We start from the raw sequence: 25,209 nt of genomic DNA on the forward strand, positions 1-25,209 counted from the left end.
GAGGAAGCGCACATCGCCCCGGATGAGATCCGGGACGGCTGTGATCAGGGGAGGCGGCCGACCGCGATGGGGCGTGCCGACATGTCGTAGTAGACGGAGTGCGGAGAGAGGCTCCAGGTGTGTCCCGCGAACTCACCCGAGTCATCTGCGTAGAAACGCATGACGCCTCGGCCTGCGCCAGGGACCCAGCTCCCGTTGCTCTTCAGCCTGCTGTCGCCGTCACCATGGCCCTTCTCCGTGGAGTCGATGATCCCCACGGCGAACTGCCTCGTCCCCGGGATGATGGGCGCGATCGGTGTGGTCAGCTCGATGGGCTCGTGCTCGACGATGGACACGTGTCCGCTGACACCGCCGACCCCCGGATAATAGATGGCGATAATGTCTCCTTGCTCGAGTTCGTCGAGATACTGAATACGGTTGAAGCCGTTCTCGTCGACGATGGTGTCGTGGTACTTCAGAGCATTCGGGCTCGTGCTCCCGGTCCAGTACCAGATCTGTGCAGCACTGATTCCATACGCCTGCTGGAGCAGGGCGGTCAGGAAGTTACTGCAAAGGGTACGATTCTCGTACTGAGCAGATCCGTTGATCCCTGGCCATTTGATGAAAAATGGTGCCGACCCGTAGGCGTTGTTTGGAGGCGCCACGTTGTCGACCAGCTCCAGGGCCCAGTCCATGAATACGGGCTGCGCGGATGCTCGTGTCGTGGACAGCGAGAGCGCGCAGACCAGAGCCAGAGAAAAACACACCTTCGCGAAGCAGCGAGCATGATTCGTCATTGTCTTCCTCGATGCAGTTGGTTCGTCGGGATGACATTCGTCGTACCAAGCCCTCGCTGCGGATGAATTGCGGAGCTGGCGGTATTGCACATTTCAAGAAGCCAGAGCCTCCGGTCCAATTCAAGAAAATTCGCCGCGGCTCATTCGATGGGTGCAGATTGAGTGGGCGCGTGTCGGCGTCATGCGCTCCTCATTGCCATTCCGCACACGAGGTGTTCTTTTGGCGGAGAGCGCGGTTTTGAGCGCGTACATCCGTCCCAGCGCGTTCGACCTCCAGGCTGAGAAGGGCGAGGATTGGGCCGCTGGTCACACTGGTTGGAATTGTTTGCTGTAGCTGCTGGTCAGAGAATGGTGGCTGGTGTTTGATTGGTCCCGCCAGGATCGGTCCCCCTCGCGACGAGGCTCCACTTCCTGGCCGGCCTGCTCTATGAGGGGCCGTCAACCCTTCTGGAGACCTCCATGCGGTACTTCGTGACCCTGCCCTCTGGCCGAGAACTTCCTGTGGATGTGACGCACCTGCCTGGTGGAGGGATCCAGGCCGCGCTGGAGGGAAGGACGCTCGATGTGGACGCGCTCGGCAGCGGTTCCTCGACCCACCTCCTGATGGAGGGGCGCGGCGTCGAGCTCTGGCTGGAGGGGACGGGCCCCCAGGTGGGAGCCGTGGCGAACGGTCGCCGGTTCTACGCGCAGGTGGAGAGCGAGCGCTCTCGCGATGCCCTCGGCGCCTCGAAGGGGCAGGGCCAGGGCGGCGGCCTGCTCAAGACCCCGATGCCCGGGCGTGTCCTCAAGGTGCTCGTCCAGGAAGGAGAGACCATCCGCGCCGGCCAGCCGCTCGTCGTCGTCGAGGCCATGAAGATGGAGAACGAGCTCGGGGCCGAGCGTGACGGCGTGGTGAAGGCCATCTTCGTCTCCCCGGGGGCGACGGTCGAGGGAGGCGCGAAGCTCCTGGAGGTGGAGTGATGGCCGGTCGCATCGGGCTCGCCCACCTGCCCACGCCCCTCCAGCGCTCCCCACGGCTCGCCGAAGCGCTCGGTGTCGACCTCTACATCAAGCGAGACGACATGACGGGCGGCGCCGAGGCGGGCAACAAGATCCGCAAGCTCGAGTTCCTGCTCGCTGCCGCGCTTTCCGAGGGGGCCGACACGCTGATCACGTGTGGCGGGATCCAGTCCAACCACGCGCGCGCCACCGCCTTGCTCGGCGCTTCCCTCGGACTGCGCTCGGTACTCGTCCTGCGCGCCGCCGACCCTGCTGCAGGAGCACCTCTCGCCGGCAACGTGCTCCTCGACCGCATGGCGGGCGCCGAGATCCGGCTCATCACGATGGAGCAGTACCAGGAGCGCGCCGCGATCCTCGTCGCCGTCGCGGAAGAGATCCGGGCTGCTGGCGGCAAGCCCTACATCATCCCCGAGGGGGGCTCGAACGGTCTGGGCGCGCTCGGCTATGTGCGCGCGATGGAGGAAGTGCGGCGGCAGCTCGATCTCGGCCTGGCGGGTGGCAAGCCCTTCGACGTGATCGTCCATGCGTGTGGCTCCGGAGGGACGGCCGCCGGCCTCGCCCTCGGCGCCTCGCGCTACGAGATCGCGCCCGAGGTCCGGACGATGATCGTCTGTAACGACGCGCCCACCTTCGAGCGCACCATCACCGGCATCATCGACGAGGCCCGCGCGCTGGAACCCTCCCTCGGCGCGCCTGCCGCGCTGCGGGTGGACGAGCGCTCCAGAGGCCCAGCCTATGCCGTGGCGTCGCCGGAGCAGCGCTGCAGGATCGTGGAGGCTGCGCGCCTCGGCGGGCTCGTGCTCGATCCCGTGTACACCGGGAAGGCCTTTGCCGGCCTGTGGGACATGGCGCAGCAGGGGGAGCTCACCGGCAAGCGGGTGCTGTTCCTCCACACCGGGGGCCTCCCCGGGTTGCTGGTGCAGGCCGACTCCTTCTCCGACGCGCTGACCGCGGCGTCTGTCGGCTGATTTGACCGCAGCGTGATATTGCGACTCCGCTGACCCCCGGGATACCGTTCAAGATGTGCCGGTCGTGGCGACCAGGCGCTCACCCAGGGGGCACCATGCCGAGGTCCCAGCATCACACCACAGACGTCCTCATCATCGGCGGTGGCCTGACGGGCCTCACCGCCGCCGCAGAGCTCTTCCAGAACAAGACGAAGTTCGCGCTCCTCGAAGCGCACCCCGAGCGCCTCGGTGGGCGCGTGAACACCTTCGGTCGCGACGCCAGTGGCCCTGGCTCCAAGGTGTACCCCTTCGACGCGGGCGCGCAGTACATCGGTGAGACGCAGACCGAGATCTGGCGTCTCGTCCAGGAGCACCTGCCGCATGCCCTCGTGGATGGCTATGCCGCACGGCAGGCGTGGCCCGACAAGATCACCGTGCTGAGTGGCAAGCGCCACGTGAACCACCGCGACCGCTGGCTCTTCGGCATTGGCGGCATCCCTCCGCAGATGGACGTGTGGACCGTCATCGCGGTCATGCTCCTCATCCAGGAGATCGAGACCATCGAGCAGGCCGTCAACGTCGCCGAGCCCTGGGCATCGGCCCCGGAGATCCTCGCCCTGGACCAGATCACGCTGGAGGCGTGGTTCTCTCGCCCCTGGATCCCCTCGGACGCCAAGCAGCTCGTGACGATCTCCGTCCAGGCCCTCCTCTCTGCAGAGGCCAGCGAGGTCTCGGCGCTGTACTTCTTCTGGTACTGCGCCTGCTCCGGCGGCTTCTTGCACATGATCAACGATGGCGAGGGCGGCCCGCAGCAGTACTACCTCTCGACGGGGCTCAATACCTTGCTCGAGCGGATCGCGAAGCCGTTCCGCGATCGCATCCACCTGGGCTCTCCGGTGGAGCGCATCACCCAGGTGAACCCCTCGAAAGGTGCCCGCCACGTCGAGGTCACGCTCCAGGACGGGACCGTCTGGAAGGCCGGCAAGGTCATTGTTGCCATGTCTCCCTCCACCGCAGGGCGCATCGCCTACGATCCGCCGCTGGACGAGGGCCGCCGCCGTCTCTTGCAGGTGAAGATGGGGCGCACCATCAAGTGTCGCGTCTTCTACGACACCCCCTGGTGGCGAGACAGCAACGGCCGCAACTTCAGCGGCTACGCCGGCGCGGCGGACAGCCCCGTCATGTGGGTCATGGACGACTCGCCCACCGGTCCTTGCAACAAGGGCGTCCATGCCCTCATGACGTTCACCGTCGGGCAACAAGCGGATCGACTGGGCGCCTTCCCCTCGAAGGAAGCGATCACGCGCCACGTCACCGAGGCGCTCTCCTTCCTCTTCAACGACCCCCGCGCGCTCTCCACCTCACCGCACTTCATCGAACTCTCCGCGACCTCCTGGACGCCTGCTGAGAGCTGGGTCGGTGGTGGCCCCAATTTGCTCCTCGAGCCGGGCATGCTCTCCGGCACGACCAACCTGGGGCGCTTCCTCAACGAGCCCTGGGGTGGCCTCGTGTACTTCGCCTCTGCCGAGACCGCGCGCAAGCTCGCGCCCACCACCGCGCCGATCTACACGCCGCCGAGCCGGCCGGATCAGCCTGGCGTGTACTCCGACCATCGCCAGGGGCTCGGTTACCTCGACGGCGCCGTGATCTCTGGCCGCTACGTCGCCGCTCAGGTCCTCGGGACCGCTCCCCGACCCGCACCGTCGCCTCGACCTTCGCCGCTCGGGATGTCTCCGCTGCTCGATCCGGCCCCCCTCACCCCCGATCAGGTGAAGAGCGTGCTCACGATCTTCGCAGAGCTGCTCCACGACGCCACGCGCATCGACGTCGCGGCCTGGGAAGCGTCGAAGGACCCCTGGAACCGAGATCCCGCGGCCCTGCAAGCGTGGCTCGTCCAGGCCCTCATCGAAGCCCTCGTGAGGAGCGGTGTGCTCGCACCGCCACCCGAACCGCCCACACCCGCATGGATGGCCGAGATGACCCAGGCCGCCGCCTCGCTCGTCGGTTCGGGCCATGGCTTCGCGAAGCAGGACCTGAGCACCGTGCCCCCGGCTCAGAAGAAGAAGCTCCGGAGCATCCAGGAGCTGACGCGGATCGTCGACGCGCAGATGGTCCTCCTCTCGGCGCAGCCCTTCAGCGCCACCGCGCCTCCCCAGGCCATCCGCATCGCCCGCTCCGCCTCGCGCTCGGGCGTGCCGAGACCGCGCCGCTTCACCTCGATCCCGCGCATCCTCCGCCGTTCCTGAGGGCATCGCCGCTCGTCGTGGCGGCTTTTTGCGCGGACATTCCGGGCCAAGCGCTCGCCAAAGAACCCATCCGGATCCATCCTTCAGAGACCTCCCGGACTCTTCCAGGAAACAAGAAAGTTCCTGTCTCAGTACTTCCCTACACTTTCGTGCATGCCGTGTGCTTGTAGGGACACTCCTGTCAGGGATATCTTTTCGTCCTGAGGCTTTACGGCGTCATTGGTGATGCTGGAGCGTGCAGCTTGGATGAGGTGACCCCGTTCCCCAGCGACCCCCGCTCCTCCAGCGAGGGTGCGGGTGCGCGGCAGCGTGCCCCCGAACGCACGCTGCCTTCCCCTGGTCAGCCGCGGCCCGAGGCGACCCTCCAGGCGGTCCGTCCTCCGTCGTCTCCCGACGCGCCCACGCAGACCCGCGCTCCGACCCTCGCGCCCGCAGAAGAGCAACCCAACGCCCGCTCTCGATCCAGCCGTTCTGCCCGTCGCTTTCAGCCGCAGGAGAAGCTCGGCAGGTTCTGCATCGTCTCCAAGCTCGGCGAGGGAGGGATGGGGGTCGTCTACAAGGCCCTCGATCTGGAGCGGAACCACACCGTCGCCCTGAAGACGCTCCACCGGATCAGTCCAGACAGCGTCTCGCGCCTCAAGAACGAATTCCGCGCCGCCGTCGACATCGCCCACCGGAACCTCGTCCTGCTCGACGAGCTGTTCGTGCACGACGACATCGTGTTCTTCAGCATGGAGCTGATCGACGGGGTGAGCTTCCTCGAACATGTGCGGGACGAAGCCGCCGTCCGCGTCGCGCACACTGCCTCGATGAGCTCACGCCACCTGGGCGACGCCGCGCAGCTCACCACCACCCACGCCCTCCCTTCCGAGCCGCCTCCCCGCTCTGGCGCCCTCCCATCACAGGCCGCGCACCTGCTCCGCTCCGTGATCCCGCTCGTCCGCATCGAGCGGCTCCGCGCCGCCCTCCGCCAGCTCGCGGCGGGCGTGAACGCGCTCCACGCAGCGAACCAGGTCCATCGCGATCTCAAGCCGGGCAACGTCCTCGTCACCCCTGCCGGCCGGGTGGTGATCCTCGACTTCAGCCTCGCCGCGAGCCTGTCCTCCACCAGCGCCGGAAAGCAGGACGACACCGCAGGGACGCCAGCGTTCATGGCGCCCGAGCAGGTCCGCGGCTTGCCCGCGACCCCGGCCACCGACTGGTACGCCGTCGGCGTGATGCTCTACCAGGCGCTCACGGGACGCCTCCCTTACGAAGGATCCGTCGACCAGATCATCAAGGCCAAGCGCAAGGAAAACCCCCCGCGCCCTCCCTCGGCGCTCGCCAGCGGCGTCCCCTCCGATCTCGACCTCCTCACCATCGAACTCCTCCAGTTCGACCCGCTCTTGCGCCCTTCGGGCGTCGACGTCGAGGCCCGCCTCCTCGGCCCCCAGGATCGCGACGCTGCGGCCATCAGCTCCAGAGCCCCAGCATCCAGCCGCATCTCCAACCCACCCAGCTCCATCCCCATCTCGGCGAGCCCCTCGTCTCAGGCGCCCATCAGCGCCGGATCCATCACCGCCACGTCACCCTCCAGCGCGCGCCCCTCCGCCACCTCGCGTCGCTTCTCCTCTCCCTTCATCGGCCGCGAGACCCACCTCGCTGCGCTCGACGCGGCCTACCGCGCCATCCTCGAAGGCAGCTCCGCCACCGTCTATCTCCACGGCCGCTCAGGCATGGGGAAGAGCGCCCTCGTGCGCCACTTCCTCGGCGACCTGCGCCAGCGTGGTGACGCACTCGTCCTCGAAGGCCGCTGCTACGAGCGCGAGAACGTCCCTTACAAAGCCTTCGACAGCCTGGTGGACGCCATCGCTGGCCACCTCCAGCGCTTGCGCCTCGAGCAGCTCGCCCTGCTCCTGCCTGAAGGCGCCATCGAACTGGCGCGCCTCTTCCCGGTGCTCCATTCCATCGAGACCATCGGCGCCGCGCCCCCCGAGCCCGCCACCGATCTCGATCCCGTCGAGCTCCGGCGTCGCGCCTTCCGCGCCCTCAAGCGCCTCCTCCGGCGCATGGGGCGCGCGCGACCCCTGATCCTCTGGATCGACGACCTGCAGTGGGGTGATCGCGACAGCGCACACCTGCTCGCCGAACTCCTCGCTCCGCCGGACGCACCGGCGGTGCTCTTTCTCGGCACCTACCGGACCGAAGAAGAAGGGACCAGCACCTTCCTGCGCGAGCTGTTCCAGGCCGAAGCCCCCTCCCTGGACGCCCTCATCCTCGAAGTCGGCGCGCTCGAACTCACCGACGCCTCGCGCCTCGCGCGCTCCTTGCTCGGCGAAGACAACCCGGAGCCCAGCGTCCGCGCTGGCCAGATCGCTCAGGAGTCCGAGGGCAGCCCCCTCTTCGTCGAGGAGCTGGTCCGCTACACCCTGGAAGGCGGTGCCGCGCGCCGCGCCGCGCTCGACTTCTCCTCCGCCGAGGAAGGCCCTCCGGCGAGCGACCCACCCGAGAGCGCCGTCTCGCTGGAGGCGCTGATCACCGCCCGCATCGCCGACCTCTCCGAAGGCGCCCGCCAGCTGCTCGAAGTGATCGCCCTCGCTGGCCGCCCCATCCCTCAGGGCATCGCGACCAACGCGCTCGGCGCTGGCCCCGCCGTTCGTGGCGACCTCGCCGTCCTCCGATCCAGCCGCCTCGTGCGGACCCGCGGCTCCCGTGACCGTGATGGCGTCGAGGCCTACCACGACCGCATCCGCGCTGCCGTCCTCGCCGCCCAGACGGCTGCTGCCCGCGCCTCCACCCACCTCCTGCTCGCCAGAGCCCTGGAGGTCTCGGAGGACAGCGAGGCCGCCGAACCCGAGCACCTCGCCCTCCACTTCCAGGGAGGTGGCGAGTTCGCCAAGGCCGCCACGTACGCCGAGAGCGCCGCCGATCGTGCTGCCTCCGCCCTCGCCTTCGATCGCGCCGCTGGCTTCTACCAGCTCGCCGTCGAGTGCAAAGCAGCCCTCGGCGTCCCCACGATCGACCTCGCCTCCCTGCAGACCCGTCGCGCCGACGCCCTGGCGAACGCTGGACGCTGCGCCGAAGCCGCGCCCATCTACCTCGCAGCATCCGAAGGCCTCCCGTCCCTCGAAGCGATCCGCCTGCACGGCCGCGCTGCCGAACAGCTCCTCGGCAGCGGTCGCATCGGCGAGGGCGTCGACATCCTCGCCCCCGCCCTCCGCAAGATCGGCCTCACCTACCCATCGACCCCGGGCCGCGCCTTGCTCCTCGTCGTCGGCCGCATGCTCCGCATCTCCGTCCGAGGCCGCCGCTTCCGTGAGCGCGCCGAGGACACCCTCTCCCCCGAAGAGCGCCTGCGTCTCGACCTCTGCTGGTGGGCGACCAAGGGCCTCCTCTCGTTCGACTCCATCCGGGCCGCCTCCTTCCTGCTCAAGTACGTCCTCCTCGCCCTCCAGTCCGGCGAGCGACGCCACATCGCCCGCGCCCTCGTCTTCTTCGGCATGATCACCGTCTACGAGGGCACCCGCCGCGGCATCCGCAAGGGCGGCCTCCTCATGTCCGAGGCCGAGCACATCGCCGCGGGCTTCGAGAGCCCTTACCTCACGGGCCTCTTCCACGGCTGCAGAGGCATCGCCGCGATCAGCGCCGCCGACTTCCGCCTCGGCCTCGAGCACCTCGCCGCCGGTGCCGAGGTCCTCAAGAACCACTGCAACGGCGTGCGCTGGGAGGTCGGCACCTGCACCACCGGATCGAGCAGCGCCTTGCTCTGGCTCGGTGAGATCCATGATCTACGCCGTGTCGCGCATGCCGGCCTTCGCGACGCCGAGCAGATCGGCGACCTCTTCGGCATCGTCGAACTCGACCTCTACTGCGCCGTCGTCGACCTCGCGGAGGGCGACACCGAGACCGCCCGCACCCGCTCCAGCGCCGCCATCGCCCGCTGGTACGCCCACGCCTTCACCTACCAGCACCTCTTCGCCCTCAAGATCGAGCTCTGGTGTGACCTCCACGAAGGCCACCCCCACGACGCCCGCCGCCGTCTCGAAGAGGCTTGGAGCACCGTCCAGGCCTCCAAGATCCTGCGCGTCCGCCTCTTCGCCCTCGACGTCCATTTCCTCCGGGGCACCATCGCCCTCGCTTGCGCCGCAGAGGAACTCGCCGCAGGGCGCCCGGCGCACCGCCACCTCCGCGCCGCCGACCGCGACGCCACCTTCCTCACCCGCCTCGACTTCGGCCGCTGTGGCGCCCTGGGCGACCTCCTCGCCGCGGGCGTCCTCGCCCTCTCCGGTGACACCTCCGCCGCCATCTCGCGCCTCGACCTCGCCATCGACGGCCTCAGCGTCGCTGGCCTCTCCTTGCACGCCGCGTGTGCGCGGCGACGCAAGGGCACCTTGCTCGGCAGCGACGCCGGCCGTGCCCTCATCGACGACGCCGAAGCCCAGCTCCATGACGCCGGCATCGCCGACCCCGCCGCCTGGTGTCGCCTCTACGCCCCTGGCTGACCCGATCGCTGCGCCACGATCCGCGCGAACGAGCGGCTCCTCAGCTCCTCCAGGCTCAGCGTCGAACCGCGCACCGCCTCTTCCTCCGTCAGTGCCCCCGCCGCCACCCCACGCAGGAAGAACCCGAGCAACCCTTGCCCGGTCGCCGCATCGTCGAACACCGCCCCCACCCGCGTCGCCTGCGCCGCCCGATCCAGGAAGTTACGCAGCCGCTGCGACGCCACCGCGAGCCCCTCCAGGTAGAACGCGTACACCGCCCCGTAGCGCGCAGGCAGCTGCGCCGGGTGCAGATCCCACCCTTGCCCGATCCCTCGCTCCAGCGCCCGCCGCACGTGCCCCGCGTGGAGCCGCCACGCCCCGACCACCGCGCGCCGGTTCTCCTCCCGCTCCGCCTCGCCGAGCGCCCCCTGCGCCCCCCGGTGCACCTCCACCGGCAGCACGTTCGTCGGCCCATCCGACAGCCGGATCCCCGTCCCTGCCACCGCCACCTGCAGCAGCCCCCGCGCCACATCGCAGGCCGGGTGCGACAGCCGCTGCTGCGATGCCGGGATTCCCAAGCTCGCCGTGTAGTCGTACGGCCCGAAGTGCACTGCCACGCACCGCCCTCGCCCTGCGGAGCACAGCCGCCGAACTGCCATCGACCCATCCGGAGCCACCACCGCCGACGGCGTCTCCACCATGATCTCCACCCACACCGCACCGCGAGCGAGCCCCAGCGCCCCCTCCAGCGCCTCCAGCGCCTCCACCAGCGCGGCCACCTGCTCTGGCGCCTCCACCTTCGGCAACGTCACCACGAACCCCTCGGGCAGCGATCCCCCTGAAGCGGCCACCAGCGACGACAGAAAGAGATCCAGCGTCCGCAAGCTCCGCCCGCACAGCTCCGGCGTCAGCGCCTTCACCCGGATTCCCAGCATTCCCGGCAGACTCCCCAGCGCGAGACCCCGCGCCACCTCGCGCGCTGCCTGCACCGCGTGCCCATCCTCCTCCTCGTCCGGCCGCACCCCGTAGCCATCCTCGAAGTCGATCCGCAGATCCTCCACCGGCTCCCGTCGCAGCTTCGCCACGACCCGCTCGTACACCGCCGCGTGAAGCCCTGACGCCGCCCCTCCCGAAGAACCAGCCGCAGCTCCATCACCAGTATCCCTCGCAGCTCCCGCAGCCCCCGACGACCCCCCTGGCAGATCCAGCGCCGCGGCGAACGCGCTCGCGTCGGGCGCGAACACCTCCAGCGCGCGCAGCGCCAGGTCCCCCAGCTTCCGTGCGGTCTCTGCCCGGAAGAGGTGCGCACCCCCGTACACGGTATGAACCGGCTCCCGGGCCGGACCGAGCGCGCTCGAGGCGACGGTGCCCGCGCCAAGCCCAGCGGATTCCAGCCGGGCGCGCATCGCGGTGATCAGATCGGCAGACAGCGTGGGCATCGACCACTTCCTCGCATTCACGCGGTGCATCATCCAGAAAAGACCGCGCCTGGGCAGCCAGCAAACGCGGACCTGGGTGGACGCGTCAAGCGCGTCAAAGCTGCCTGCCGGTTGCCCCCGCCTGGCGCTGGATGTTATCGCTACACGCTGAGGGAGACCGGATGGCACCGAAAACGACGATGCGACGCAGAGACTTTCTTCGAGCAACCCTGGTGACTGCGGGGGCCATCCTGGCGCCTTCCGCTTGTGGCGGTGACGACGACGCGACCTCCCCGGAGTGTCCTCTCTCGGAGGCGAGCGAGGCCTTTTTCCCCCAGTCCGTCGCCTCGGGCGATCCGCGCCCCGATAGCGTGATCCTCTGGACGCGCCTCGCGGATGCCGCCGTGAGCGGCGATCTCCCCATCAGCTTCCAGGTCGCGCTCGACGAGGCATTCACCCAGGTGATTGCACTCACCACCGAGAGCAACCGCCGCAGCGTCGCCGACGACGCCGCCGGCGTGAGCCTCGCCTCCCTGACGGCCGAGGAGCGCTACGGCCATTGCGTGAAGGTCAAGATCACGGGCCTCTCGCCGGCCACGACCTATTACTACCGCTTCTATTACAAGTCGGGCGACACCTGCTATGCGTCGCGCATCGGTCGGACCAAGACCGCCCCGGCCCCCGACGCCGACGTCCCCGTCCGGTTCGGGTACATCTCCTGCCAGGACTACATCGGCCGTTATTACAACTCCCACCGCATCATGGCCCGCGAAGACCTCGATTTCTTCGTCGTCCTTGGTGATTACATCTACGAGACCACGGGCGACCCCAGCTTCCAGTCGCCCAGCGACACCCGCAAGGTCACCTTCACCGACGAGAGCGGCGCCATCAGCCTCGAAGGCGCGGATGGCTCGACCTTCTTCGCCGCGCGCACCCTCGGCAACTACCGCGAGCTGTACCGCACCTACCGCGGCGACCCCGCCCTCCAGCGCCTCCACGAGCTGTTCCCTGTCCTCCCCATCTGGGACGACCACGAATACTCGGACGACTGCTTCGGCGCCACCGCCACCTATTTCGACGGCGCCAAGGACGAGCATGACATCCCGCGCCGCAAGGCGGCCAACCAGGCCTGGTTCGAATTCATGCCCGTCGATTACATGGCGGGTGACGATTACGAATACAACTCCGACGCCGAGTACCTCCAGGACATCACCATCTATCGTGATTTCCGCTTCGGCAAGAACGTCCACCTCGTGCTCACCGACCTGCGCTCGTACCGGGACGACCACCTCATCCCGGAAGAGGCCTTCCCGGGCGCCGTCGCGGCCACCGAGGAGGCGCTCGACACGAACCTCGGCAACATCCCCACCGTGGCGAAGCCCTATGTCGAGATCGACTCCTACCAGGGGGGGATCTACAAAGAGAGGCTCATCGCTGCCGCGCCTGCCGTCGGTTACGACCCTGCCGTCATCACGGGCGACATCAGCGTCGCCTACATCAACCGCATCGTCGAGATGCTCAACGAGTCCAGCGGCCCGGGTGACCAGACCGACCTCATCGACCCCGAGGCCCCTGGCTTGAAGCTCGGGATCTCCTACTTCGACCTCGGCAAGTTCGGCCTCAACTCCTCCATTGGCTCTCGCTACCTCGTCGACAAGAACGCCTTCGACGCCCTCAGCCAGACCGAGTGGAACGCCAGCGGTGGCGAGAACGAGAGGGTCATGGGCAGCGAACAGGAAGAGTGGTTCCTGAAGACCGTCGAGTCGTCCGACAGCACCTGGAAGGTCTGGGCGAACGAGTATTGCCTCGCCCAGCTCGCCATCAACCTCGTGGGCCAGCCCGTCCCTGCGGACTTCCAGCGCGAGTTCTACCTCATGCTCGACGGCTGGGATGGCTTCCCCAACCGCCGCAGCGCCATCCTCGGTCGCATCGGCGCCAAGGAGAACGTCGTCGCCATCACGGGCGACATCCACGCCTTCTACGCCGGCCGCCCGACGGCCATCAGCGATGGCAGCCGCCAGGTCATCGAGATCGTCGGCTCCTCCGCCTCCTCGAAGACCTTCAAGGAGGAGCTGGAGTCTCAGGTCAAGGCCGACCCCATCCTGAGCCAGATCCCGGAAGCCGCCTTCCTCGCGAGCCTCATCGACAGCTTCCTCACCAACCCCACCACGAACCCCAACCCCACCCTCGCCTACGCCAACAGCGGCGAGCACGGCTTCTGCGTCGCCGAGGCCAGCAGCGACGAGTTCATGGTCACCATGCACCAGATGCCCATCTCGGTGATCCACGACGACTACGCCGACCGTGAAGACGAACTGGCGGGCCTCTTCAAGAAGATGCAGTTCAAGACGATGGCCAAGACCAAGGAGCTCTTCCAGTTCGACGAAGCCACCTCGGCCTGGCTCCGCTGGGATCAAGCCACCCGCACCTGGGAGTGAGCCCTCGAGGCGGGCATCTCCCGCCTCCTCGTCTCCATCCCGTCTCGGCCCCTCGGCCTGCCGCTCCCGCTCAGTCCCCCATCATCACCAGCGTCCCATCCCGGCACGCCACCAGCATCCGGTGCTTCCCCGCGGGCAGCACCGCCACCGGCGTCGCGCACACCCGCTCCGTCGCCAGCGCCACCGACCCATCCGGCTGCACCACCCCCGCCCGACCTGCCGAGCGCACGAACCCCACCCGCCCCTCGGCATCCACCACCACCGGCGGACTCGGCTTCCCTTCCACCGCCCCCAGGAACGACGACAGCCCCGCTCCCGCATCCGCCGCAATCGAAGGCGGCGGCCTGTCGATCGCCACCCGCAGCGGCTCCCCCCCGGCTGCATCGACTCCCAGCAGCAGCCCCACCGCCGTCCCCGTGATCGCCACCCCACCGGCCCCCACCGCGGGCGGCGCATCGAACGCCCCCACCCCCGTCGCCCCACTCGCCCGCGTGCTCGTCGCCCCCGTCCGCAGGTCCAGCCCCACGAGCCGCCGCCCATCCACCACCGCCAGCAACGTCCGCGCATCGGCCAGCGCCGCCCCCCGTCGTGGCGCCCCCCCGAACGACCCCAGACGCCGCGGCGCCCCTGGCCGCCGCCACACCAGCACCTCCCCGGGCTCCGTCGTCACCAGCGCCCCCTCCGGCCCGGCCAGCACCGCCCCCACCGCTCGCTCCTGAAGCTCTGCCCGCCCCCGCACCGCCCCGCTCGCCGACAGCTCCACCAGCGACCGCCCCGCCGCGATCACCACCCCCCCATCCTCCAGCGCCAGCGGCGTCACGTCCGCGTCGCGCCCTCGCACCCCGAGCTGCGTCGTGAACCGCACCGCCCCTTGCGGCGACAGCCCCCACGCCACCCCGGCCGACGTCACCAGCAAGAGCGTCCCATCGCTGGTCAACGTCGCTGGCGCCAGCGGCGCGTTCGACCCGATGCGCACCCGCCACAGCTCCCGACCCTCCGGTCCCAGCTTCACCACCTCCGGCACCGTCAACGTCGCCACCACATTCCCATCGGCATCGATCAACGGCGACGCATCCATCCCCCCGCTGATGTGACGACGCCACAGCTCCTTCGGCGCGACCGGCAGCGCACTCCACGTCGACCCCGTCCGTCGCGCATCCAGCCGATCGCTCGCCGCGAACCCCCGCGGAGCCCCCACCACCACCGTCGCAGGCCGGCTCGTGCTCACGTCCTCCGCGAGCGCCATCGTCGCCAGCGCCGGCAGCGTCAGCGCCCCCAGCACCATCGCCGCGCGCCGCTTCGACAGCGCTCGCGGCGCCTTCTCACGCGAAAACCCAGCACCCATCGACCGAAAGCGCAGCCCCATCACCGCGAGCTTCGCATGGATTTCCGGCCTCGGGTAAGGTCACACCATGTCGCCGCAGCAGAAGATGCTCCTCGGGATCGGCACCGGCGCCGCTGCCGGACTCGCCGCCAACGCCCTCGCCGCCGGCGCGCCGTGGCTCACCTGGGTGATCGACCACATCACCTTCCCGGTCGGCCAGATCTTCCTCCGCCTGCTCTTCATGCTCGTCATCCCGATGCTCTTCTCGGCGCTCGTGATGGGCATCAGCGAGCTCGACCTCCGCCACCTCGGCCGCCTCGGCGCCCGCTCCTTCGGCTACACGATCGTCATCTCCACCGTCGCCGTCCTCATCGGCCTCGGCCTCGTCAACTTCATCCGCCCTGGCGCTGGCCTCCCCGAGTCCTTGCGCGCCATGGCCCAGGGCTCCGTCGTCGAGGCCGCCGCAGCGCCAGCGGACACCTCGCCCGTCGCCCTCATCATCGCCATGTTCCCCGACAACCCCATCAAGGCCGCGGCCTCGGGGGACATGCTCGCCGTCATCGTCTTCTCCCTCTTCTTCGGCGTCGGCCTCTCCCTCGCCCGCACCCCCGCGACCGCGCACCTCCGCGAGAGCATCCAGGGCCTCTACGACGTCGTCACCCGCCTCCTCGACGCCGTCATCGCCCTCGCCCCCATCGGCGTCGCCGCCCTCCTGTTCACCATGACCTCGCGCATGGGCGTCGCCATCCTCGTGCAGCTCTCTGCCTACGTCGGCACCGTCCTGCTCGGCCTCGGCCTGCACATGTTCGGCGTCTACTCCCTCTCCGTCCGCTTCTTCGGCGGCATGTCCCCCATCGCCTTCTTCCGCGGCTCTCGCACCGCCATCCTCACCGCCTTCTCCACCTCGTCTTCCAGCGCCACCCTCCCCACCGCCCTCCGCGTCGCCGAAGAAGACCTCGGCCTCCCGCCCCACGTCTCCCGCTTCGTCCTCACCGCCGGCGCGGCCATGAACCAGAACGGCACCGCCCTCTTCGAAGGCGTCACCGTCCTCTTCCTCGCCCAGCTCTACGGCGTCGACCTCGCCCTCGGCCAGCAAGCCATCGTCATGGTCATCTGCGTGCTCGGCGGCATCGGCACCGCCGGCATGCCTGGCGGCTCCTTGCCCGTCGTCGCCATGATCCTGGGCATGTTCGGCATCCCCCCCGAGGGCCTCGGCCTCATCCTCGGCGTCGACCGCTTCCTCGACATGTGCCGCACCACCCTCAACGTCACCGGCGACCTCGCCGCCGCCGTCTACGTCTCCCGCGGCGAACCGCACGACCCCGGCGACCACGACGGGCAAGGCGGCGCTGGCGGTGCGGGCGGCGAAGGCGCGACTGCAGGGCAGGGGATCACCGAAGGACTCGCCGGCGAAGGCGTCTAGCCCGCCCTCACCCCAGCACCTCCACCTCGATCCGACCCAGCCCGAACGTCGCGTGCTTCCCCACGTGCAGCAGCTCCCCGAGCCGCAGCATCGGCAGGAACCGCCCCAGCTCCCCCTGGTAGACCGCCTCCCCCACGAACCCCTCCAGCGGGTGCGTCTGCCCCGTCCGCGTCGACCGCCGCGCCTGTCCGTACCACGTCACCGCCTGGTGAATCATCGCCACCGCGTCGGCCGCCGCGGCCATCGCCCGCGGATCCTCGTCCACCTCTCGCTCCCCGAACACCGTCGCCAGCGCTCCCAGCCGCGCCCGCAGTCTGCGCATCAACGCCCCGAACCGCGGCTCGCGCACCACCTCCCCCCCTTCCTTCAGCCATGTCGGCGACACGTACCGCACCCGCACCACCCGCGCCGTCTCATCCCCGGGTCGAACCAGCTCCCGCGCCCGCACCCCGGGCGCCACGGCCGACAGCCGCCCCCCCACCGGGTCCAGCGCCGTCCCGCAAGGCAACCCCCGCCCATCGAGCGCCTCCACCGACACCAGCGACATCCGCGTGCGCCGCGCGCCCAGCCCCGCGTCGCCCATCCCTCGCAGCGTCGCCAGCAGCAGCGGCGCCTCCGCGTGTGCCCGCCCCACCACATGGGCGTCCAGCACCAGCGACGCCGCCCCCTCCCTCCTGTCCACCCCAGCGGACACCGACCCGAGCCCCTTGGACTCCCTGCCCACACTCCTGGCCCCCGACCTGACCGCCTCGTGCCTGACAGGGCCACCCTCTGACCTTCCCTCACCTCCTTGACGCGATGAACCCGGTCCCGCCCGCCTCGCGCCCTGCCTCCCCGACCCCTCCTCGGCGGATGCCACGTTTGGCCTCACGCGGGTCGAACCTGGCCCGAACGACCCTCGACTGGCCACGATCGACCCACCCCCGGCTGGCCTGATCACGAAAGGCCGGGGCGGATCTTGGAGCCGCCCGACCGCTGGCACCTCGCGCTGTGCCCCCGGATCGAACAGCGCCGGGTATGCGCACGTCTCCCGCAGAGGACAGCCCGTGCAAGCCAGCGAGACGTCATGACAGACCATCCGACGCAGCGTCAGCCCAAACGCTCCGCGCAGCACGACCCCGAGCTGCTCCTCGGGCACATCGAGCGTGCCGCGCACTTGGAACGCAGCGCGATAGCGGTGGACGACCAGCGGATCGAAGGCGATGGCGGAGGCAACCTGCATCATGTCACGTGCTCCTGCGACGTGCGGGCCAGGTGCAGACCTACCAGCCTTCCGACACCCTGGCGCAGTTTGTGCGAACGCCTCATCACGTGAGCCACGGAGGCGACGAACCGCTCGGGTCCCGACACCGCCCAATCTGCTGCTTCGATTCCAGAACGAGAGGAAAGACAGCCGCCAGAACGATGCATTGTGAAGTCGACGATGAAATTCTCGCGATAATGAGCATTGTCTCGTCGAAGGAGGGTTTCGTGCAGAAGGAAGCGCTGTGAAGCGGGTCATGACTCCCTCATCTCGAACATCTCGAATCGCCCGTTCGCCGCAAAGCGCCATGGGGCCAGGCATGGCCATTGCCATTCCACGGGGCGAGATGATGCTGCAAAACTTGGCCGTCCTGCTTTGCTCCCGAGATCCTGCATCAGGGTCTCCACCCGGAGAAGGGGGGCCGGAGTGAGAGGCGAGATGAAACCGTTACATTGGACCGGGCACGCTCTCATCGACGTCGGCATCGCGGGTCTGTGCGCCTTTGCCGGTCGTGAGCGCCCCGAAGACCTCACGGACGACGACCTCGACGCCGCCACGGACCTCATGGCGTCCGAGTATTACAGCGGGAGATTGGCCACGTTCCTCACGTGCGTCTTCATGAACGCCTCGTTCGTGCAGCCGAAAGAGACTCCCGCGAAGCGCGAAGCCTTCATTCGACAGTACCTTCGCGCGCACAGAGCGGCGCCTGACCCCCGCGTCTCCGGCCTCGCGTGCGTCTTTTCGGGTCGAGCTGCCACGGTGCCGCTCGTCCGCACCCATTTCCCGCTCTTCTCGGGGGAAGACGTCCTCAACTTCCGACCGGAGGGCCAGACATTTCTCCCGGCCGCTGGACCCTTCGTCGTCGCGCTCTTCTTCTTGCCGCTCGCCAGCCGACGCTCGGAAGGGCGCTTGCTGGCCGTCCATGCCGACGACCCTGCGCTCACCATCCGCTTCGCGGCCCAGTACCTCGAGGACAACCGCCGCCTGTTGACGCTCGCCCTGCCCACCGAACGCGCCCTTGTCCATGCGGGATACGACCGCGAACAGCCCATGTGGGATGCGACCAAGAAGCAGTACAAATTCGCGGACGCGAAAGGGCCGCGCTCCCTCGTCGTGCACGACCTGAGCAAGCTCGCACAGGCCGTGAGTTCGGGGTTTCGCCGTGACCGACCGCCCACGGGACTCAGCGCTTACCTGCTGTCGAACTCCGGCCAAGGGCCGTCCCTCGACATCGTTCACATCCCCTCGGCCGCGGTGGGCTTCATCGTCAAGGCCGCCGGGGCCAGCACCGCCTCGGCCTGGAAGGCCCTCACCGAACGCTATCTCTCCGTGCGATCGACCGACGACACCGGGGAGACGAACTCCTCGCGGGCTCGCGGAAAGAAGACCCCATCGATACCAGGCCGGGCTGGCTGGACGCGAAACCTCGCCTTCGAGGACCTGTGCGCCATCTTCGATGCTGGCTTCACTGACCACCGCGCGGCCGCCTTCTGGCTTCGCCGCCACGTGCTTGGTCAACTCCAGACCCGCGAGAGCAACGAGGCCTCGACCGACGCCAGCACGTCGCGACCCCACGCCGATCTCCACGGCATTCGCTACGACAAGGATGCGCGCAGCCGTTCCTGGGCGCTTGCGGAACTTTTTTTGAAGGAAATCATGGGTATGAAGAAGGAGCGCCTCGAGATCATTCGTGCCTTCGCCGACAAACTCGCCGACCGCATCCAGACGAAGAACGAGGTCTCCCTCCGGCGGGCCGTCTTCTTCGAGGATGCGTGGGGCTTGCGACGCCGGCTCGTCATCGAACAACGCAAGAGCTACGAGGAGAAAGGGCCGCTCCTCTTCGGCCTCGATGAATTCGCCGCGGTATGGCTATCGACGGAGAACGACGATCGACTCGTCCGCGATCTCATCGCCATCCGCGTCATCGAGCGACTGCATGATCTCGGCGTCGACGCCGAAGCGGTCCTGTCCACCGAGCCGAACGACGGCGAGTCGTCCAGCACCGAGGAGTTCGCATCATGAGCCACGTCACGGGTTCCCTGATCATCGACGCGCCCGCCAGCGCCCTCAACAACGCCGGCAAGGACGAAGAGGCGCGAACGGACAACGCCGTCGCCGTCAAATTCATCCGCGCCCCCGAGGGCCGCTATCCCTACGTCAGCGCGCAGGCGGTCAGGTACTGGCTCCGCACCCAGCTCGCTGCCAGCCCGGGATGGTCAGCCTCTCCCGTCTTTCGCGAGACCAAGGTCGCCTATACCGACGCCGAGCCCACCCTCTACGACGAGGACGACCTCTTCGGCTACATGCGCGCGACCTCCAAGTCCACCGACGAGAAGAAGGCCGCCAAGCGCGCAGAGATCGCGGCCCGCTCCACCCCCGTCGACCCCGAGGTCGGCGAGGTCACCCGCATCTCGCCCCTGCGCATCGGCACGCTCGTCGCCATCACCCCCACCGCCCGCCTCCCTCGCGACTTCGGCACCATGGCCCGCGCCGAAGGCGACCCCGTCCCGCACGAGCACCAGTTCTACCGCGCCCACCTCAAGGCACCCTTCGCGCTCGACCTCACGGCGGCGGGCACCTTCTTCGTCTCCCAGCGCGTCGGCTACAAGAACCTCGACAAGAACCGCATCGACAGCGCGAAGAAAGCTGGCGCCACCGCCCTCCAGGTCCGCGGTTTCTCGGCGCATCGCCTCCCGCTTCCCCTCCGTCGTCGCCGCGTCGCTCAGGTCTTTCGCACCCTCGGCCGCCTCGAAGGCGGCGCCAAGCAGACCCTGCACCTCACCGACACCGCACCGGCTGCGCTGATCCTCGCCGTCACCAGGAGCGGCAACCAGCCCTTTCAGCGCGTGTTCAGCCCTGATCCCCTGGGGGAGCGCACCACCTTCCGCGCCGATGTCCTCGAAGAAGCCCTCCGCGTCTACCGCGACGACTTCCTCTCCGGCGTGTACATCGGCTGGTCTCGAGGCTTCCTCGACAGCGAGCGCCAGAAGCTCGACACCTTCCTCGCCAGCGCCGCGTCCCACCATGGCATCGCCCTCCATGTCGGCCACCCCCGCGAGATGGCCGACGCCTTCGCGGCTGCCCTGGAGAGCGACGCGGCTGCCCCCTGGTTCGACTGATGCGCCTCGCCCGCGTCACCCTGCACGCCCCCGTGGCGTCCTTCCGCCACCCCTTCTTCGTCACCGGACGCCAGCCCACCTTCGACATCCCGCCGCCTTCGACCCTGCACGGCCTCTGCGCGGCGGCGGCGGGCACCTTCCCTGATCCCACCACCTTTCTCTTCGGCGTCCACTTCACCTACCGCGCCCGCGCCCAGGACCTCGAACACCAGCACCTCGCCAGCGCCCTCCCTCCTGGCACACGCATCACCGTCCCCACCCCGACCGGCTCTCAGCGCGCGACGACCGAAATCTCCGTGCAGCCCGTCCTCCGAGACTTCCTTTTCGACACCACCCTCACCCTCTACGTCGCGCCCGACCTCGCCTCTGCCTTCCATGCGCCCGTCTACCCCCTCGTCCTCGGACGCTCCCAGGACCTCGCCGAGGTCCTCGCCATCGACCTCGTCACCCTCGAACGTGCTGACCGCCTGCGCCTCGACCACACCCTTCTTCCCTTTGCCCTTCGCCCTGCCGTTCGCTTCGGCACCACCGTCCTCCTCACCCGCCACATCACCGAAGCGCCCGAGCGAAAGGCCACCTTCAGCCAGTACATCGTCCTCCACGAGCCCGTCTTCCTCGGCCCCGACGCGAACCCCGAGCGACGCCTCCTGCACGTCGACGGCCTCTCGCTCGACGACCTCTGGACCGACCCTGCTCACCTCGACGACGACGGCTTCGCCCGTGGCGTCTGGATCCACCACCTCCAGCCCCCGACGCCGCCCACCCCGTGAAAGACCCCCTCGCGCACGTCTGGGCCAAGAGCGTGCCCCCGAGCGCCCCCAGCGCAGGCACCTCATCACCCCGGCCCAACCTGCGCCGCGGTGAGCCCCTCAAAGGCCACACCGAGAACCTCCTCACCCGCCTCGCCGCGTGGCGCGACCGCTTCCCGGACCTCCCCCGCTTCACCGACCGCGCGGACCTCTGGGATCTTGCCGCCTGGTCTTGCCTCCTCCACGACGTCGGCAAGATCGCCCGCGCCTTCCAGCGCATGCTCCAGGGCGGCGCGCGCTTCCATCACCGCCACGAAGTCCTCTCGCTCGTCGCCGTCGGCTGGCTCGACCTTCCCGACGCCGACCGCGCGCTCATCGCAGCCGCCGTCGCCACCCACCACCGCGACGTCACCGCCATCTTCGCGCTGTACCCAGGTCCCACGTCGCCCGACCTCGCCGACCTCCTCTCCGAGCTCGACCCCGACGACGAACCCCGCCTTCGCAGCTGGCTCACCCCGGGCGCCGGCGGCCCCGACCCCACCCGCTGCGGCTTCGCCGCGCTCCCGCCCCTGCGCCCCCTCAGCCCCTTCGACGCCATCGACGCCTCCCTGAGCGCCCTCCAGCAGCTCGCGGACGACATCGCCCTCCGTGACGCCACCAGCCCCACCTCCCTCACCGTCCGCGCCCTTCGCGGCCTCGTCCAGCTCGCCGACCACGCCGCCTCGGCCCACCAGCACTTCGGCCGCGCCCCCACCCTCGACAGCCCCGCCGCCTTGCTCGCGCAGCTTCAGCGCTCCGCCCGGACGACGCCACGTCCCGCCGGAGCGTCACCCTCTCCCGGGTCACCGTCCGAGCCTCCGAGCCCCGCAGCCGCGCTGCCCGAGCCCCCGACCCCCCCCTCCACGCCCCCGGAAGCCTCCCTCACCGACCAGCCCACCTTCGACCTCCACCCCCACCAGCGCACCGCCGCCGCCACCCTGGGCCACGCCCACCTCATCGCCCCCACGGGCAGCGGCAAGACCGAAGCCGCCCTCCTCTGGGCCACCGCGCAGCGCCAGGCCCTCGCCCCTGCGGCGCCGCCCATCTTCTACGTCCTCCCCTACCGCGCCAGCCTCAACGCCATGCATACCCGCATCCACGAGCGGGTCGGCGTCGACCGCGACGCCGTCGTCCTCCAGCACGCCACCGCCACCGCTGCCCTCTACGGCTACCTCCTCGAACACAAGGGCTACACCCCCGACCACGCCGCCCGCGTTGCCGCCCGCGAGCGCGACCTCGGCCGCCTCATGACCGCCCCCGTCCGGGTCCTCAGCCCCTACCAGCTCCTCCGCGGCTGCTTCAGCCTCCGCGGCCACGAAGCCCTCCTCACCGACGCTGCTGGCGGCCTCTTCCTCCTCGACGAGCTCCACGCCTACGCCCTCGACCGCCTCGCCTTCCTCCTCGCTGCCCTCCAGCACCTCGCGTGCGACCTCGGCGCCCGCCTCTTCGCCATGAGCGCCACCTTCCCGCGCGTCCTCCGCGACGCCCTCGACGACCTCCTCTCCACCCCTGCGTGCGCCGCCCCCTTCCGCTCCATCGTCGCCGCCCCCGAGACCTTCGACGCCTTCCGACGCCACCACCTCCACCTCGACGACCGCGACCTCGCCGACGATGCCACCCTCGACACCATCGCGCGCACCGTCACCGCAGGACAGGCCGTCCTCGTCGTCGCCACCACCGTCCGGCGTGCCCAGACCCTCTACACCCGCCTCCGCGACCGCCTCGACCCTGGTGCCTCCGACCCCGACCGCGTCACCTTGCTCCACAGCCGCTTCACGGCCCGCGACCGCGCCACCAAAGAACGTGCCCTCGCCGCCCGCCTCGGCACCCGGACCCGCGCCAAGGACACGCCGGGCCTCGTCGTCGTCGGCACCCAGGTCGTCGAGGTCAGCCTCGACGTCGACTTCGACCGCCTCCACACCGACCCTGCTCCCATCGAAGCCCTCGTCCAGCGCTTCGGCCGCATCAACCGAGGCCGCCGCCACCGCCATTGCGATGTCGTCGTCCATCGCCCGAGCCCCCCTTCGAGCCAGTTCGTTTACGAACCCCGGCTCGTCGACCGCGCCCTCGACATCCTCGGCCCGCACAGTGGAGAGCCCATCGACGAACGCCACGTCCAGACCTGGGTCGACGCCGCCTACGCGCCCGACGCCGACCGATGGCGCAAGGAACTCGACCAGCGCATCCGCGACGCCCGGCGCGATGTCCTCCGCGTCAACCGCCCCCTCGACAGCCATGAGGAGCTACGCGCAAGCTTCGACGCCTTCTTCGACGGCGCCGAGGTCATCCCCGAAGCCCTCCGCGCCGAGCACCAGCGCCTCCTCGTCGAGCGCCCCCTCGAAGCGGCCACCCTCGCCGTACCCATCCACCCGGGCACTTACCATTCCCTCTCGCGCAAGGGCCTCCTGCGCACCCAGGACCGCGTCACGTACGCCCGCGTCCCCTACGACGCCACCTCCGGCCTCGACCTCGGCGCATCATGAACTCCATCCACCGTCTTCGACCTGAACCCGAACCCAGGAGGACCGAGCACCGACTCTCGACCTGAACCATTGCGTCGACGTGGCGATTTCTCTCGCGAGAATCGCCCTCGATCTTTGACATTCTCACGAAGTGAGTGGCCATCTCCGACCGGGCTGCGCTGCAATCGGCTGCATTGCAGTGCCACGAATGGCCATTTGCTTCCTTGAAACGAAATCAGTTGTCCCTCGGCCTTGCCCCGAGTGAGGGTGAGGCCGAGGGGTGACGCTTCATGGCACGCACCGTATTGGTCGAAGGGTATGGTGTCTCCGTCGGCAAGCGCAGCGAGCGCCTCGTCGTCCGTCGACGACCGCCGCGCGAAGACGCCACGGGAAACACCGAGGGCGCAGCGAACGTCCCACCGCCGCTGGCCTCTCCGCCGACGGCCTCACTGCTGCCAGCCTCACCGCTGCCGGCCGCTCGCAGGACGCCTGCCACGACCAGGCCCACCGAAGAAGAGATCCCCTTCTTCCAGATCGGCGAGATCGTCTTGCCTGCCCGCGGCGTCAGCGTGAGCGTCGAAATGCTCGCCGAGGCTGCCGAGCGTGGCATCAGCGTCTCCTTCCTCGCCAGCTCCGGCAAACCCTACGCCTTGCTCACCTCGCCGATGCTGACCGCCACCGTCAGCACCCGACGCGAACAGCTCCGCGCCCTCGACGACGCCCGTGGCGCCGAGGTGTGCCGCCGCATCGTTGCTGGCAAGATCCGCAACCAGGCCGGCCTTCTCACCTACTTCGCCCGCTCCCTCGCCGAAGCGCCCGCGGATGCCCAGGGACCCACCTCCTCGCAGCCCAGCTCGCTGACGGACGTCCAGGGACCCACCTCCTCGCAGCCCAGCCTGCTGACGGACGCCCAGGGACCCACCTTCTCGCAGCCCGGCGCGCCCGCCACCACGCGCCTCGACCGCATCCACCGCGCGGCGGCCTCCCTCCGGGAAGCCCGTCGCGAAGCCATGCGCGTACAGGGCGCCTCGGCGGCGGCCGTGCGCGACACCCTCATGGGCCTCGAAGGCGCCGCTGCTCGCGTCTACTGGGAGGGCGTCGCGGCCTTGTGTGAAGGCCACATCCGCTTCGAAGGCCGCCGACGCGAAGGCGACATCGGCCCCCTGAACGCCCTCCTCAACTACGGCTACGGCATCCTGTACGCGCGCGTCTGGGCCGTCGCATTGCACGCGGGCCTCGACCTCTTCGCGGGCTTCCTCCACACCGACCGCCCGGGCAAACCCTCCCTCGTCCTCGATCTCGTCGAAGAGCTGCGCGCCCCCATCGTCGACCGCGCCGTCCTCGCCTACGTCCGCCTCGGCCGCCGTGTTCGCTTCGACGGCAACTGGCTCGACGACGCCACCCGTCGCGCCCTGGGCGCGGTCGTCCTCGAGCGCCTCGAGACCCCGGTCCCTTACGCTGGCCGCAAGCTTCGCCTCAGCTCCGTGATCCAGGCGCAAGCGCGTTCACTCGCCATGTTCCTCCGGCGGGAGAGCCGTTACCGCCCCTTCACCATGTACTGGTGAG

The 25,209-nt window shown here is 69.3% G+C and carries 15 protein-coding genes; 11 read left to right on the forward strand and 4 right to left on the reverse strand.

The genetic code is table 11. The features are described from left to right. Positions 1–44 precede the first annotated feature (44 nt). Positions 45–776 (reverse strand): hypothetical protein, encoded by a 732-nt coding sequence (locus tag CMC5_RS13035; protein ID WP_050430714.1) that lies wholly within the window; start codon positions 774–776, stop codon positions 45–47. A 459-nt stretch (positions 777–1,235) separates the two neighbouring features. Between CMC5_RS13035 and CMC5_RS13040 the strand changes: the two genes are divergently transcribed. The 4 genes from CMC5_RS13040 to CMC5_RS13055 all read left to right on the forward strand — a co-directional run bounded on the left by CMC5_RS13040 (position 1,236) and on the right by CMC5_RS13055 (position 9,449). Further along, on the forward strand, positions 1,236–1,736 hold the full coding sequence (locus CMC5_RS13040; protein ID WP_050430715.1) for an acyl-CoA carboxylase biotin carboxyl carrier protein subunit: 501 nt from the start codon (positions 1,236–1,238) through the stop codon (positions 1,734–1,736). Then, positions 1,736–2,743 (forward strand): 1-aminocyclopropane-1-carboxylate deaminase/D-cysteine desulfhydrase, encoded by a 1,008-nt coding sequence (locus CMC5_RS13045; RefSeq protein WP_050430716.1) that lies wholly within the window; start codon positions 1,736–1,738, stop codon positions 2,741–2,743. Before CMC5_RS13040 ends, CMC5_RS13045 begins: the two co-directional genes overlap by 1 nt. 95 nt (positions 2,744–2,838) lie before the next feature. Next, positions 2,839–4,968, forward strand: a complete 2,130-nt coding sequence (locus CMC5_RS13050; RefSeq protein ID WP_050430717.1) for a flavin monoamine oxidase family protein — start codon at positions 2,839–2,841, stop codon at positions 4,966–4,968. Positions 4,969–5,219: 251 nt separating this feature from the next. Then, a complete protein-coding gene (locus CMC5_RS13055; RefSeq protein WP_156338539.1) occupies positions 5,220–9,449 on the forward strand; it encodes a serine/threonine-protein kinase in 4,230 nt (1,409 codons plus the stop codon). On the opposite strand, the gene CMC5_RS13060 is transcribed toward CMC5_RS13055, so the two are convergent. Next, entirely contained in the window at positions 9,434–10,867 is a 1,434-nt protein-coding gene (locus tag CMC5_RS13060) for a DUF6986 family protein (RefSeq protein ID WP_050430719.1), read from the reverse strand. The genes CMC5_RS13055 and CMC5_RS13060 overlap by 16 nt on opposite strands. A gap of 212 nt (positions 10,868–11,079) precedes the next feature. Here CMC5_RS13060 and CMC5_RS13065 point away from each other — a divergent pair, with 212 nt between their 5' ends. Then, positions 11,080–13,284: an alkaline phosphatase D family protein gene (locus tag CMC5_RS13065; RefSeq protein ID WP_245678423.1), complete on the forward strand. Its 2,205-nt coding sequence runs from the start codon at positions 11,080–11,082 to the stop codon at positions 13,282–13,284. Between the two features lie 70 nt (positions 13,285–13,354). Here the strand turns inward: CMC5_RS13065 and CMC5_RS13070 are convergent, their stop codons facing one another. Beyond that, the gene (locus tag CMC5_RS13070; protein WP_050435874.1) at positions 13,355–14,629 is read right to left on the reverse strand and encodes a PQQ-like beta-propeller repeat protein; all 1,275 of its coding nucleotides are present in this window, start codon (positions 14,627–14,629) and stop codon (positions 13,355–13,357) included. 67 nt (positions 14,630–14,696) lie between these two features. Here CMC5_RS13070 and CMC5_RS13075 point away from each other — a divergent pair, with 67 nt between their 5' ends. Next, entirely contained in the window at positions 14,697–16,031 is a 1,335-nt protein-coding gene (locus CMC5_RS13075) for a dicarboxylate/amino acid:cation symporter (protein ID WP_082362443.1), read from the forward strand. 7 nt (positions 16,032–16,038) lie between these two features. Here the strand turns inward: CMC5_RS13075 and cas6 are convergent, their stop codons facing one another. Continuing rightward, positions 16,039–16,725, reverse strand: coding sequence for a CRISPR system precrRNA processing endoribonuclease RAMP protein Cas6 (gene cas6, locus CMC5_RS45785; RefSeq protein ID WP_169796527.1), 687 nt, complete (start codon positions 16,723–16,725; stop codon positions 16,039–16,041). 987 nt (positions 16,726–17,712) lie between these two features. On the opposite strand from cas6, the gene CMC5_RS13085 reads away from it, so the two are divergent. The 5 genes from CMC5_RS13085 to cas1 all read left to right on the forward strand — a co-directional run bounded on the left by CMC5_RS13085 (position 17,713) and on the right by cas1 (position 25,208). Continuing rightward, positions 17,713–19,296 (forward strand): hypothetical protein, encoded by a 1,584-nt coding sequence (locus CMC5_RS13085; protein ID WP_050430722.1) that lies wholly within the window; start codon positions 17,713–17,715, stop codon positions 19,294–19,296. Continuing rightward, positions 19,293–20,393: a DevR family CRISPR-associated autoregulator gene (locus tag CMC5_RS13090; RefSeq protein ID WP_050430723.1), complete on the forward strand. Its 1,101-nt coding sequence runs from the start codon at positions 19,293–19,295 to the stop codon at positions 20,391–20,393. Before CMC5_RS13085 ends, CMC5_RS13090 begins: the two co-directional genes overlap by 4 nt. Further along, positions 20,393–21,163, forward strand: coding sequence for a CRISPR-associated protein Cas5 (gene cas5, locus CMC5_RS13095; protein WP_050430724.1), 771 nt, complete (start codon positions 20,393–20,395; stop codon positions 21,161–21,163). Before CMC5_RS13090 ends, cas5 begins: the two co-directional genes overlap by 1 nt. Further along, positions 21,160–23,664: a CRISPR-associated helicase/endonuclease Cas3 gene (locus CMC5_RS13100; protein WP_050430725.1), complete on the forward strand. Its 2,505-nt coding sequence runs from the start codon at positions 21,160–21,162 to the stop codon at positions 23,662–23,664. Before cas5 ends, CMC5_RS13100 begins: the two co-directional genes overlap by 4 nt. Positions 23,665–23,933: 269 nt before the next feature. Continuing rightward, positions 23,934–25,208 carry a CRISPR-associated endonuclease Cas1 gene (cas1, locus tag CMC5_RS13105; protein ID WP_082362445.1) on the forward strand — a complete coding sequence of 425 codons (1,275 nt, stop codon included), beginning with the start codon at positions 23,934–23,936 and terminating at the stop codon, positions 25,206–25,208. The last annotated feature ends 1 nt before the right edge of the window (position 25,209 follow it).

Origin of the sequence: Chondromyces crocatus, assembly GCF_001189295.1 — a bacterium.
In the GTDB taxonomy this organism is placed as follows: Bacteria; Myxococcota_A; Polyangia; order Polyangiales; family Polyangiaceae; genus Chondromyces; species Chondromyces crocatus.